This is a genomic window from Betaproteobacteria bacterium, from assembly GCA_016720855.1.
In the GTDB taxonomy this organism is placed as follows: Bacteria; Pseudomonadota; Gammaproteobacteria; order Burkholderiales; family Usitatibacteraceae; genus FEB-7.
This window is the reverse complement of sequence record JADKJU010000001.1, coordinates 517,223-529,889: the sequence shown is the minus strand read 5'-3', so window position 1 is coordinate 529,889 and position 12,667 is coordinate 517,223. Positions and strand designations below refer to the sequence as shown.

At 66.1% G+C, this 12,667-nt stretch carries 9 protein-coding genes; 5 read left to right on the top strand and 4 right to left on the bottom strand.

Features of this window, described 5'->3' with window-relative positions; all coding sequences use genetic code 11:
* The first annotated feature begins 1 nt into the window (after position 1).
* From IPP91_02295 to IPP91_02285, 3 genes are read left to right on the top strand one after another with little or no spacing between them, the layout of a single operon-like run.
* Entirely contained in the window at positions 2–799 is a 798-nt protein-coding gene (locus IPP91_02295; GenBank protein MBL0140905.1) for an ABC transporter permease subunit, read from the top strand.
* Complete coding sequence (locus IPP91_02290; protein MBL0140904.1) at positions 796–1,845, top strand: ABC transporter ATP-binding protein; 1,050 nt, start codon at positions 796–798, stop codon at positions 1,843–1,845. The genes IPP91_02295 and IPP91_02290 overlap by 4 nt, the downstream gene beginning before the upstream one ends.
* Position 1,846: 1 nt before the next feature.
* Positions 1,847–2,668, top strand: a complete 822-nt coding sequence (locus IPP91_02285; GenBank protein ID MBL0140903.1) for a phosphodiesterase — start codon at positions 1,847–1,849, stop codon at positions 2,666–2,668.
* A 38-nt stretch (positions 2,669–2,706) separates the two neighbouring features.
* Here IPP91_02285 and IPP91_02280 read toward each other — a convergent pair whose 3' ends face one another.
* From IPP91_02280 to lexA, 4 genes are read right to left on the bottom strand one after another with little or no spacing between them, the layout of a single operon-like run.
* Complete coding sequence (locus IPP91_02280) at positions 2,707–5,781, bottom strand: error-prone DNA polymerase (protein ID MBL0140902.1); 3,075 nt, start codon at positions 5,779–5,781, stop codon at positions 2,707–2,709.
* Positions 5,782–5,791: 10 nt separating this feature from the next.
* Positions 5,792–7,237: a DNA polymerase Y family protein gene (locus IPP91_02275; GenBank protein ID MBL0140901.1), complete on the bottom strand. Its 1,446-nt coding sequence runs from the start codon at positions 7,235–7,237 to the stop codon at positions 5,792–5,794.
* Between the two features lie 12 nt (positions 7,238–7,249).
* On the bottom strand, positions 7,250–7,975 hold the full coding sequence (gene imuA, locus IPP91_02270) for a translesion DNA synthesis-associated protein ImuA (GenBank protein MBL0140900.1): 726 nt from the start codon (positions 7,973–7,975) through the stop codon (positions 7,250–7,252).
* A complete protein-coding gene (gene lexA / locus IPP91_02265) occupies positions 7,972–8,613 on the bottom strand; it encodes a transcriptional repressor LexA (GenBank protein MBL0140899.1) in 642 nt (213 codons plus the stop codon). Before lexA ends, imuA begins: the two co-directional genes overlap by 4 nt.
* Before the next feature lie 194 nt (positions 8,614–8,807).
* Here lexA and IPP91_02260 point away from each other — a divergent pair, with 194 nt between their 5' ends.
* Positions 8,808–10,037 (top strand): HlyD family efflux transporter periplasmic adaptor subunit, encoded by a 1,230-nt coding sequence (locus tag IPP91_02260; GenBank protein ID MBL0140898.1) that lies wholly within the window; start codon positions 8,808–8,810, stop codon positions 10,035–10,037.
* Entirely contained in the window at positions 10,037–12,097 is a 2,061-nt protein-coding gene (locus IPP91_02255) for a peptidase domain-containing ABC transporter (GenBank protein ID MBL0140897.1), read from the top strand. Before IPP91_02260 ends, IPP91_02255 begins: the two co-directional genes overlap by 1 nt.
* Positions 12,098–12,667 lie beyond the last annotated feature (570 nt).

Genomic DNA, 12,667 nt, shown 5'->3' with positions numbered 1-12,667 from the left:
CATGCGGCGAACGCCCTACTTCTACCTGCAACTCGCATTCACGCTGCTGGTGTGCTCGTTCCTGCTGGTGCCGGTATTCATGTCGATCGTCGCGGGGCTGACGGAGAATTTCTTCGTCGGCGTGAAGAGCGGCTTCACCGTTCGCTGGATCGGCGTGGTCTGGGAGCTCTACGCGCCGACCATCTTCCGCAGCATGTACATTGCGCTCGCGACCCTCGCCGTGACGCTGGTCATCGGCGTCCCCGCCGCCTACGTGCTCGCCAAGCGCCCCGGCATGATGACGCGCCTCATCGAGGAATTCCTGGTGCTGCCGGTCGCCATCCCGGGCCTCGCGATCGCGCTGGCCCTGATCATCACCTACGGCGGCTTCCGCGACTTCCGCACCAGCTGGGGATTCATCCTCGTCGGGCACGTGCTCTACACGCTGCCCTTCATGGTGCGCTCGGTGCTCGCGGTGCTGTCGTCGTTCAACTTCCGCGTCCTCGAGGAAAGCGCTGCGAGCCTGGGTGCGGGCTTCTGGCGGCGCTTCTTCGGCATCGTCCTGCCGAACGCGCGCTCGGGAGTCGTCGCCGGCGCCCTCACCGTGGTGACGCTGTCGATCGGCGAGTTCAACCTCACCTGGATGCTGCATACTCCGGAAACCATGACGCTGCCCGTGGGGCTCGCGGACAGCTACGCCTCGATGCGTCTGGAGATCGGCAGCGCCTATACGCTCGTCTTTTTCATCATGATCACCCCGCTGCTCGTCGCGCTCCAGCGCTATGGCGTCCGGAGCAACCGCACAAGAAAAGACGCATGAACCGCAAGACCGGCACCGCAATTCGGTTGGTGGACTGTGCCAAGACGTTTCCCAACGGCACGCGTGCGCTCGAGAAGACCTCTCTCGAGATGCGGGGGGGCGAGACGGTGGTCTTCCTCGGTCCCTCCGGTTGCGGCAAGACGACGTTGCTTCGCGTGATCGCGGGGCTGGAGTTGCCGGATGCGGGCGGGCGCGTGTATTTCGACGACGAGGACGTGACCAACCAGCCGATCGAGCACCGCAACGTCGGCATGGTGTTCCAGTCCTACGCGCTGTTTCCGAACATGAACGTCGAGGACAACATTGCCTACGGGTTGAAGGTCCACGGCGTCGCACCGGACAGGCGAAAGAAGCGCGTGGACGAGATGCTCTCGATGATGCAGATCGCGGAGCTGCGCGAACGGCGCATCACCGAGCTCTCCGGCGGGCAGCGCCAGCGCGTGGCACTCGCCCGGGCGATTGCGGTGCAGCCGCGGGTGCTGCTCCTCGACGAGCCGCTCACCGCGCTCGACGCGCTGCTGCGCGAGCGGCTGCGCATCGAGATCGACGTGCTGCTGCATTCCCTCGGCATCACGGCGGCCTACGTCACCCACGACCAGGGCGAGGCGATGGCAATCGGGGATCGCATCGCCGTGATCAAAAAGGGGGCGATCGTCCAGACCGGCACCCCGCGCGAGATCTACTACAAGCCGGCGAGCTCCTTCGTCGCCGACTTCATCGGCACGATGAACCGCGTCACCGGAACGCTGCGCGACGGGTCGCTGGCGCTGCCGGGCGGACATATCGAGTGGAGGGGGCAGGAAGGCTCCGGCGAGATGCAGGTCCTCTTCCGCCCGAACGACGCGCGCATCGTCGACGAGGCCGGGGCGCCGCTGCGCGGGGTGGTGGAGGAGCAGTTCTTCCTGGGCGACCGCACGCGCCTGCACGTGACGGGCGTGGCCGACCGGACGGTGGTGGTCGAGACCACGGAGCACCGCGAGTTCCAGGTCGGCCAGGTCATCGGGCTGCGCATCGAGCCGGACGCACTGCTTCGGCTGCGCGACTGAAATGTTGATTGCCCAGGTCACCGACACCCACATCAAGGCCGCGGGCCGGCTCGCCTACCGCCAGGTGGATTCCGCAGTCAAGCTGGCGAACTGCGTGGCGCACCTCAACGCGCTCGACCCGCGGCCCGACATCGTCCTCCTGACCGGAGACCTGGTCGATCTGGGCAGGCCGGAGGAATATGCCCTGCTGCGCGAGATCCTGGCACCGCTTCGCATGCCGCTGTACGTCGTGCCGGGCAACCACGACGAGCGTGGCGCCATGCGCCGGGCGTTCGCCGATCATGCCTACCTGCCGCAGACAGGCGAGTTCCTGCACTACGTCGTGCAAGACTATCCGCTGCGCCTGATCGGGCTCGATACCGTGGTGCCGGGCGAGCCGCGTGGCGAGCTGTGCGCCCGGCGCCTCGCCTGGCTTGACTCGGAACTCGAACGTGCGCCTGACCGCCCGACGGTGCTGTTCATGCACCACCCGCCGTTCCTGACGGGGCTCGCCAACATGGATTGGCAGAACTGCCACAACGGCGACGCGCTCGGGACGCTGCTCGAACGCCATCGGCAGGTCACACGCATTCTGTGCGGCCATGTCCACCGTCCCATCCACCTTGCCTGGCACGGGGTCACGGCGAGCATCGCGCCGAGCCCGTCGCATTCCTGTGTTTTCGATCTGAACGCCGATGCCTCGCACGATTTCGTCCTCGAGCCGCCGACCTGCGAACTGCATTACTGGCGCGAAGGCGCGGGCCTGGTGAGCCACATCACCTTCATCGGCGACTACGGCGGGCGCTTCCCGTTCTACGACGAGAGCGGCAAGTTGATCGACTGAGGCGGCCTTGCAGGTTCGCGGCCCCGGTATCGATGCGGTCAGTGAAAATCGTGGCTCGCCGTTCGAAGCTCACCCAAAAGCCTGGAAAGGTCCTCGAATCGCTTCGCCAGGACGTGAACGACGAGCCCTTCCTTCTGCACCTGCCCGCCGACTGCGAGCAGCCGCGAGCCCAGGATCTGGCGGCGGTTCTTTTCCACCAGATCGTTCCAGACGACCAGGTTCACGTAGCCGGTCTCGTCCTCCAGGGTCACGAAGAGGACGCCGCTCGCCGTGGCCGGGCGTTGCCGGCAAGTGACGATGCCCGAGGTGCGAATCCACTGGCCGTGACGGGCGCCGGCTACTTCCTCGGCCGTGCGCAGACCCCGGGTGCGGAGCCGATCCCGGAGGATGGCGAGCGGATGGCGTCGCAGGGTGAGGCCAATCGAGGCATAGTCGCTCACGACTTCCTGGCCTTCGGTCGGCGCTTCGAGGCCAGGCTTTGATGCCTCGACCCCAGACGGGAGCGCCAGCCGCGTTGCCGAATCCACGGCCAGCGTAGACCACAGGGCCTCGCGCCGGTGGCCGGCAAGCGTCGCCAGCGCGTCCGCCCGGGCCAGATTGGCGAGGTCTGCTTTTTCCAGTCCCGCCCGGTAAGCCAGATCATCAACGGATTCGAAAATCCTTTTATTTCTTGATATTATGATTGAATTCGTAGATTCAACTTTAAGTCCTCCGACCAGCTTGAGCCCAAGCCGAATAGCCGGTTCCCCGCGTGCTCCTGGCTCCAGAGAGCTGTCCGCCTCGCTTGCCAGGACATCGACCGGCCGTACCTCGACTCCGTGCCGGTGAGCGTCCTGGACGATCTGGGACGGGCTGTAGAAGCCCAGCGGCTGGCTGTTGAGGAGCGCGCAGGCGAAGGCCGCCGGCTCGTGGCGCTTGAGCCAGCAGGAGACGTAGACCAGAAGCGCGAAGCTGGCGGCGTGGGATTCCGGGAAGCCGTACTCGCCAAACCCCTGGATCTGCTGGTAGATCTGCTCGGCATAGGCCTCGGTATAGCCGCGGGACCGCATTCCCTTGACGAGCTTTTCCCGGAAGGGCTCGATGCCCCCGCGGCGGCGCCAGGCGGCCATGGCCCGGCGCAGCTTGTCGGCCTCCCCGGGCGTGAAACCAGCCGCCACGACGGCCAACTGCATCACCTGCTCCTGGAAGATGGACACCCCGAGCGTGCGTTCCAGGACCCCTCTCACGGCCTCGCTGGGATAGGTGACCGCCTCCTGGCCCTGTCGCCTCCGAAGGTAGGGATGCACCATGCCGCCCATGATCGGGCCGGGCCGCACGATGGCCACCTCGATCACGAGATCGTAGAAACAGGCCGGCTTGAGCCTCGGCAGCATCGACATCTGCGCCCGCGACTCGATCTGGAAGACGCCGATGGTGTCGGCGCGCTGGGCCATCTCGTAGACGGCGGGATCCTCGGCGGGAATGCCAGCCATCGTGAGGCTCGTTTTCCGGTATCCGTTCACCAGATCGATGGCGCGGCGGATGCAGGAGAGCATCCCCAGGCCCAGGACGTCGACCTTGAGGAGCCCGAGCGCGTCCAGGTCATCCTTGTCCCACTGGATCACCGTGCGGTCCGGCATCGAGGCGTTCTCGACCGGGACCAGACGCGAGAGTCGCCGGTTGTCGATCACGAAGCCGCCAGGGTGCTGTGAAAGGTGGCGAGGAAAGCCGACCAGTTCCCCGGTGAGTTCGACCACCTGCTTCACCACGCGATTGGCGGGGTCGAAGCCCGCCTCGACGAGGCGAGTCTTCAGGGCATCGCGGTCGTCCCACCACGAGAGGGACTTGGCCAGCAGGTCCACCTGGTCCAGCGACAACCCCAGCGCCTTGCCCACGTCACGAAGGGCGCTGCGCGGCTGGTAGGTGATGACCACCGCCGTGAGCGCGGCCCGCTCCCGTCCGTACTTCCGGTAGATGTACTGGATCACCTCCTCGCGCCGCTGGTGCTCGAAATCGACGTCGATGTCGGGAGGTTCATTGCGCTCCTTGGAGATGAAGCGCTCGAAGAGGACTGACATGCGGCCCGGGTCCACCTCCGTGATTCCCAGGCAGTAGCAGACGGCGGAGTTGGCAGCCGACCCGCGCCCCTGGCAGAGGATCGCCTGGCTGCGTGCGAAGACCACGATGTCGTGCACGGTGAGGAAGAAGGGCTCGTAGCCCATCTCGGTGATGAGGCGAAGCTCGTGCTCGACGGTGGCCGCGACGGAGGCGGGCGGGCCTCCGGGGTAGCGGCGGTCGAGGCCCTCTAAGGCGAGCTTTCGCAGATGGGTTGAGGGCGTCTCGCCCTGCGGCACCAGCTCGCGGGGATATTCGTAGCGAATCTCGTCCAGCGAGAAGGCGCAGCGTGCGGCGACCTCGAACGTGGCGGCCAGGAGCGCGGGCGGGTAGATCGATGCAATCCTGCCGATGGGACGCAGGTAGCGCTCGCCGTTGGGTTGCAGGCGACGGCCGGCCTGCGCGACGGGCATGCGAAGGCGGATGGCGGTGAGGACATCCTGCAGGCGCTTTCGCTTGCGGCGATGCATGTGCGCATCGCCCGTGGCGACGAGCGGAAGGCCGAGTGTTTCTCCCAGCGCCGAGAGGGATTCGAGCCGCGCCGCATCGTTCGGCCCCTTGTGCAGTTCCACCGCGATCCATGCCCTGCCCGGGAATTGCGCGCCAAGCCAGACCCCCGCCTCCGCTTTCGCCTCCCTTGCCGGCAACCACAGGGCGAGCAGGCCCTCGGTCGAGGCCGGGAAGTCGTCGCGAGCGAGCCGGTATTCGCCCTTGGGCGCTGCGCGGCGGGCACGGGTGATCAGCTCGCAGAGCGACTCATAACCGGCGAGCGACTGCGCAAGGAGGACGAGCTTCAGCCCGCAGGCAAGGCAAATCTCCGTGCCAACCAGGAGACGGATGCCGGCATCCTTTGCCGCCAGGTGCGCGCGCACGATGCCGGAAACGGAACATTCGTCGGTGATGGCGAGTGCCGCATAGCCGAGCTGAGCCGCGCGGTGGACGAGTTCCTCCGGATCCGACGCGCCGCGCAGGAAGGAATAGTTCGAGACGCAGTGCAGCTCTGCATAGCCCGGCACCATGGTCGGCGCCTCATGCGAAGACGCCGTGCAGGTACCACGCGCCGGGATCTCGCCGTTCGCGGTAGATCCAGACCGTCTCGCCGGCGGGATTCGCAGCGACGAAGTAATCGCGGCTGACCGGTGCCCCGTCCCACCAGCCGGTCTCGATGCGTTCCGGCCCGGCGACGAGTTGCAAGACGCCCTGCAGTGTGGGGCCCTCGGCGCGGGCCACGAGCTTTTGCGGGCGATTCAGGAGCCATGCGGGGCGCGCGCCGCCGTCGAAGGCGGCACGGGGCGATGCGGCTGGGGGATTCCTCCAGCCCCGCTCGGGGCGATGGTCGTCCGCGAGCGCAATCCCGAAGACGCGGCCCTGCCCCAGCCTTGCTGCGAGGCGCTCGATAAGGCGGGCGCGGCCCACGGCGCGCTCCTCCCGGCCGGGAAGCCAGGTTCCCTCCCGCGGGGCGAAGGGCTGCAGGCGATCCGCCACGAGGCGCAGCGCGATCGTGGGCGCAGCAAGCTCCAAGCGGCCCAGTTTCTCCCGCGCAATGGCGAGGATGAACTCGGCTTCGCGTTCCGGCGTAGCGAAGGAAAGGGTGAGGCGCGTGCGGCTCTTCTTCCCGTGCTCGAGGTCGAGGTCGAGTTCCTGCACGCCCGCGCCGCGCCCTCGAAGATAACCTTCCATCTCCGCGAGCAGCCGCTTCAGGGGAAAGAGGATCGCCTCCACGCCCTCCGCTTCGGCAGGCAATTCCAGCCGCGCACGGTAACGGGCGGGCGGCACGTAAGCGAGCCGCGGATCGGGCACGCGGCCGGCCAACCGGTCGAGCCTGGCTAGTGCCTCCGGGCCGAAGCGCTGCGAAAAGCCGCCGCGCGGCAGCGCCAGCGCATCCTTCACACGGACGATGCCCAGATCGGCGAGGAGTTCCAGCGTGCGCCCCGGCCACTCGAGGAGGAAAAGCGGCAGGTCGGCCAGGCGCGAGGACAGGTCCGCCATTTCCGCGCAGCTGCGCATCGCGATGCCGCGCGCTTCGGCCCGGGCGAAGGCCCGTGCGGCCAGTGGCGTGGGCGCGATGCCCAGCGTGGCCTGCAAGCCCAACGCACGCACTCCGCCACGCAGGGCCGAAAGGAGCTTCGCGAGCCCGCCGAAGAGATTGAGGCTCGACTCGACCTCGAGCACGAGCCCCGTGGGTTCGATCGAGACCGCGGGCGTGAACTGCGCAGCCCAGCCGGCCAGGCGCTCGAGGGCCTCGCGCTCCTCGCTTTCGTCCCGCTCGATGCACTTCAGGTCTCCGGCCAGGGCTTTCGCCGCAGCGACGGCCATGCCTTCCTTCACCCCGGCCTCGAGTGCGGCCGCATTGGCATGCGCCACCACGGGACGTTGCGAGGGGCCCTCGCCAATGACGAGCGGCGTCGGCATTGCCCGAGCGCGCTCAACGAGTTGCAGGGGCAATGCAGGCAATTCGAGCGCGACCCAGAGCACGGGATCGGCCTTTCAGACCGAAACGCGCGCAGAAAGAATGGAGACGGGTTCGGTTCCTCCCGTGGAGGAGCCGAACCTGTCCCCGATTCTTCTGAATCCGTCCCCATTTCTCGCGGGGCGCCCGGTGAGGCGAATGGCAATCGGGCGCAGCAGCGGCGGCCCCCGTCTCTTCGGAAGCGAAACGAGCAACTGCCCGTCCTGGCTCGTGACGAGCACGCGTAGATGCGCAGGCGTAGCGATCATGGAAGCCGATGCCGGCCGGAAGAGCACGGCGAGCGTGCGCCCGGATTCTGCCGCCATCTGCAAGCGGCGCAGCCAGGCGTAGTCGGTCTTTTCGGGCAGCCAGAAAAGAGCCGCCCCGCACGCGCCCGAGCGTAGCGTCTGGTCGGCTGACCAGAGCGCATCCTCGGCCGAGGCGGGGCGGACCACCAGGCAAGCGTCGAGCGGCACGCCGGCGCAAGCCAGCGCAGGCGCATAGGGGAGATGCGGCGGGTTGATCCAGGCAACGGCCCGGCCCTCTTCCGCGACCGTCCTGAGTGCGCCGAAGAGGAGCGAGACCTCACCCAGGCCCGCGCCGTCGTGGAGGATTTCAATGAGGGAAGCGCGCGGCCAGCCGCCGCCGGGCAGTTCCCTATCCAGGCGTGCATGACCCGAGGCAATGCCGGCGGGCACGGCCCGATCCACTTCCCCTGCTCGCCAGACGCCGGGGAGCTTGGCGGGGTCCACGATCGCGTTCATGAGCGGGAGACCTTGCGCGCACGCGTTGCCTGGGGGAGCCCGACCGAGAGGTTGCGGACGACGCCGACAGCGACCCCCTCGATCTCCAGCGTGTCGCGGCTGAGATCCAGGTGCAGCGTCTGGAAATCGGGGTTGGCGGGGATGAGCTCGGCCTTCATCCCGCGCATCTTGAGGCGCTTTACCGTGACGTCGTTGCCCAGGCGGGCCACGACGAGCTGGCCGCTCTTCGCCTCGCTCGTGCGGTGGACGATGAGCCAGTCGCCATCGAGGATGCCTTCGTCGCGCATGCTCAGGCCGCGCACCTGCAGCATGTAATCGGCGCGGGGATTGAAGAGCGAAGGATCGATCGGGTAGCGGCCCAGCACGTTCTCGATGGCGAGCACGGGGCTGCCGGCGGCCACGCGGCCCACGAGGGGAAGCCCCGCGGCTTCCAGCAGGCGGATGCCGCGGGCGGCATTGGGGATCAGCTCGATGGCCCCCTTGGCGGCGAGCGCGAGGAGGTGCTTCTGCACCCCGTTGGTTGAGGTGAGATCGAAGGCGCGCGCGAGTTCCGGCCGCGTGGGCGGACGGCCCTCTTCCGCAAGGTGGTCGCGGATGTAGGCGAGGATTTCGGCCTGGCGGGCAGTCAGCTCATGCATGGTGAAAACATTATCACCTATGCATTCCGGAGCGCAAGCCCCCTTGAAAAGGGGTCGGGTTACTTTGCATCGGTGCCTGGCGCTCAAACGGGCAATGCAAAGTAACCCGACCCCTTTTCAACTTACAATCCGTCGCTCATGCCCCGCAGACACGACGACAAGCTCCTCTTCCCACCGGCCCCGGAGCGCGCCCTTTGAGCCGCAACCTCTTCCGCCAAGAGGCCATCGATGCCCAACGCGAGAAGTACCTGGGCGAAACGACCCTCGCCCGCCCCGTGGCCTATTGGGTCTATACGCTGCTCGCCGCCGCGATCGCGTTGCTGCTCCTCGGAGTAGCCATCTGGGGCGAATACACGCGCCGGGAGCGCGTCGAAGGCAGCCTTGCCCTCGACGTGGGCGCCGCCCGGGTCCTGATCCCCGATGCCGGGCGCGTTTCCGAGCTTTCGATCAAGGAAGGCGACGAAGTCCGGGCCGGCGTGCCCATCGCCAAGATCGCCTACGACCGGTCCACCGCCGAGACTTCCGCCAATGAGCTTGCCAGCCGGAAGCTCCTCCTCGAGCGTGAGCAATCGCAATTGAAGGAGCTGGGCGAGCAGCAGGCGGCGCAGGTGAGGAAGCGGATGAAGGACCTGGAGGGCGAGCTGGCCCAGGCCGACCGCGAGATCAAGCTGCAGGAGACACGGGTGAAAAGCGCCCGGGACCAGGCCACGCGCTTCCAGCAATTGGCGGGGGACAAGTTCGTCTCCGACCTCGTGGTGAAGCAGAAGCAGGACGAGGTGACCGAGCAGGAGATCAAGCTGCAGGCGCTGCGCCGCACGCGCTTGCAGGTGGATCGAGACCTGTCCGCCAGCCGGATGGAGGAGCCCTCGATCCAGTTGCGCTCTCGCGGGCAGGTGGACCAGGTGGCGCGCCAGCTTTCCGAGCTGCAGGAAAACCTCGCCAGCGCCGAGGCACGGCGCGAGACCATCATCAAGGCGCCGGTGAGCGGCACCGTCACCAACATCGCCGTGGCGGTGGGCCAGTCCGTCGCGGCGGACACGCCGCTCGCCACGGTGCTTCCCAAAGGCAGCGGCCTGCACGTGGAGCTGCTCGTCCCCTCCCGCGCCATCGGCTTCATAGCCAAGGGGCAGGAGGTGGTTCTGCGCTATGAAGCCTTTCCGCACGAGCGGTTCGGGCAATACAAGGGCACGGTCTCCGAGATCAGCCGCAACGTGTGGACGCCCGGCGAGAAGATCGGGCAGCTCACGGTGAAGGAGTCCGTCTACCGCGTGGACGTGAAGCTCGAGCGCCAGAGCGTGGTGGCGCTGGGCAACGAGATCGCGTTGAGGCCCGGGATGCTCGTGAACGCCGATATCCTGCTCGAACGCCGCACCCTGCTGGAATGGCTTTTCGAGCCCGTGCTGCAACTGCGAGGAAGGCTCTGATGACCGGGATCTTCAGCCGGCGCGTGCCGGTGATCCTGCAGAGCGAGGCGCCGGAATGCGGCATCGCATGCCTGGCGATGGTTGCCTCCTATCATGGTTACCGCACCGACCTTTCCGCCATGCGCGTGCGCCTTTCGCCATCGCTCAAGGGCGTGACGCTCAAGAACCTGGCGCAGATCGCCGAGGGCATGGGGCTGACCGCCCGGGGCGTACAGGCCACGCTGGAGTCGCTGGGAAAGCTTCAGCTTCCGGCCGTGCTGCACTGGGACATGAACCACTTCGTGGTGCTGGTGGCCGTGAAGGGCCGCAAGCTGGTCCTCCACGATCCCGCTCGCGGCCGTCGCGTGTTGCAAATCGAGGAAGCGTCGCGTCATTACACCGGGGTGGCGATGGAGTTCTCGCCGACGGCGAGCTTCAAGCCCCGCGACGAACGCGAGGAGATCAGCGCGACTCAATTGCTGGGCGTGGCGCGAGGACTCAAGGGAACGCTGGCGCAGATTCTCATCCTGTCGCTCGCCCTGGAAGTCTTCGCCATCGCGATGCCTTTCTTCCTGCAACTCGTGGTGGACCGCGTGCTGGTGGGGCGCGACCGGGACCTGCTGACCGTGCTCGGCGTGGCCTTCGGCGTGCTCGTCATCATCACCGTCGCAGTTTCGGCCGTGCGAGCCTGGGTGAGCGTCTATCTTTCGACCAACCTGAACCTGCGGCTGCTTTCCACCCTCTTTGCGCACCTGGTCAAGCTGCCGCTGACGTGGTTCGAGAAGCGGAACATCGGCGACATCGTCTCCAAGTTCCGCAGCGTGGACGCGGTGCAGCGCACGCTCACGACCACCTTCGTAGAGACGGTGGTGGACGGGTTGATGGTCGTCCTGACCCTTATCGTCATGGGGTGGTACAGCATGACGCTGACCACCATCGTGATAGGCGCGACCCTTCTCTATGTGGCGGTGCGCTGGGGGCTCTATTACCCGCAGCGCTACGCGACCGACGAGCAGCTCTCGCACGAGGCGAAGAGCGGCACGCACTTCATCGAGACGCTGCGCGGGATGATGGCCATCAAGCTGAACCTGCGCGAGAACGAGCGGCGGGCGGCCTACCAGAACCTGGTCGTGGACCAGGTGAACGCCGGGGTCAAGGTGCAGAACGTGGGCATTGCCCAGCGTGGAGCAGCCGCCCTCATCTTCGGGGTGGAAAACGTGGCAGTGATCTGGCTTGGCGCGATCGCCGTGATGGACGGGAAGTTCTCCGTGGGGATGCTCTACGCGTTCCTGGGCTTCAAGATCGTGTTCCTGGGGCGGGTGAACGCGCTGGTGGAGAAATGGAACGACTTCCGGATGCTGGACCTGCATGCCGAGCGGATCGCCGACATCGCGCTTGCGGAGGAGGAGCCATCGCGACCATCGCTGCCCGGCGAAATCACGGGCGCGCCGATCACGATCGAGGCCAAAGGCGTGGGTTACGCCTACGGTCCGGAGGGGTTCACATTCAGGGGGGTGGACTTCTCGGTGGCACCCGGGGAGACGGTGGCCATCGTGGGGCCATCGGGGTGCGGCAAGACCACCCTCATCAAGGTGCTGGTGGGGCTGCTCGAGCCCACCGAGGGTGCGGTGCTCATCAACGGGCGGAACCTGAAGGACCTGGACCTATCCCAATACCGGCGGCGCATCGGCGCCGTGATGCAGGACGACCAGCTCTTCGTCGGCACGATCGAGGACAACATCAGCTTCTTCGATCCCGAGCATGACCCCGAACGCGTGCGCGATTGCGCACGCCTGGCCATGATCGACGCGGATATCTCCGCGATGCCCATGGGGTACAACACAATCGTCGGCTCGCTGGGTGCGGCGCTTTCGGGCGGGCAAAAGCAGCGAGTGCTACTGGCTAGGGCTCTTTACAGGAAACCGCAGGTTTTGTTTCTGGATGAGGCGTTTGATCAGCTGGATGTTTCACTGGAGAGAAAAATCTCCGATGCAATTTCCAAAGTTGGTCAATCACTAATAATCGTCAGTCATCGCCCTGATTCAATCTCAGGAAGATTCCGAATTATAGAGTTGGGCTAAGCGAGGGAGAATTTCATTAGCCCCAGACGATATCGCCGATGCCGCCGCCGACGAGGGTCAGTTGAAGATCGCTGAGTTCGCGAACGGCGCTGAGGGCAGCTTCCTGGATGGTTTCTTCGACAACGGTCATTTCGATCTTGGTGAATTCCATGTGGATCACTCCTGGTAGGTGTTAAGAGGTCAACCCCAGACGATGTCGCCGATGCCGCCGCCGACGAGGGCCAGCTGAAGATCGCTGAGTTCGCGAACGTCGCTGAGGGCAGCTTCCTGGATGGTTTCTTCGACAACGGTCATTTCGATCTTGGTGAATTCCATGTGGATCACTCCTGGTAGGTGTTAAGAGGTCAGCCCCAGACGATGTCGCCGATGCCGCCGCCGACGAGGGCCAGTTGAAGATCGCTGAGTTCGCGAACGTCGCTGAGGGCAGCTTCCTGGATGGTTTCTTCGACAACGTTCATTTCAATCTTGGTGAATTCCATGTGGATCACTCCTGGTAGGTGTTAAGAGGTCAGCCCCAGACGATGTCGCCGATGCCGCCGCCGACGAGGGTCAGTTGAAGATCGCTGAGTT

Coding starts and splice junctions, on each gene's coding strand:
- lexA (MBL0140899.1), bottom strand. CDS start 8,613: ATGCATGAGCTGACTGCCCGCCAGGCCGAAATCCTCGCCTACATCCGC.
- imuA (MBL0140900.1), bottom strand. CDS start 7,975: ATGAACGCGATCGTGGACCCCGCCAAGCTCCCCGGCGTCTGGCGAGCA.
- IPP91_02255 (MBL0140897.1), top strand. CDS start 10,037: ATGACCGGGATCTTCAGCCGGCGCGTGCCGGTGATCCTGCAGAGCGAG.
- IPP91_02295 (MBL0140905.1), top strand. CDS start 2: ATGCGGCGAACGCCCTACTTCTACCTGCAACTCGCATTCACGCTGCTG.
- IPP91_02290 (MBL0140904.1), top strand. CDS start 796: ATGAACCGCAAGACCGGCACCGCAATTCGGTTGGTGGACTGTGCCAAG.
- IPP91_02285 (MBL0140903.1), top strand. CDS start 1,847: ATGTTGATTGCCCAGGTCACCGACACCCACATCAAGGCCGCGGGCCGG.
- IPP91_02280 (MBL0140902.1), bottom strand. CDS start 5,781: ATGGTGCCGGGCTATGCAGAGCTGCACTGCGTCTCGAACTATTCCTTC.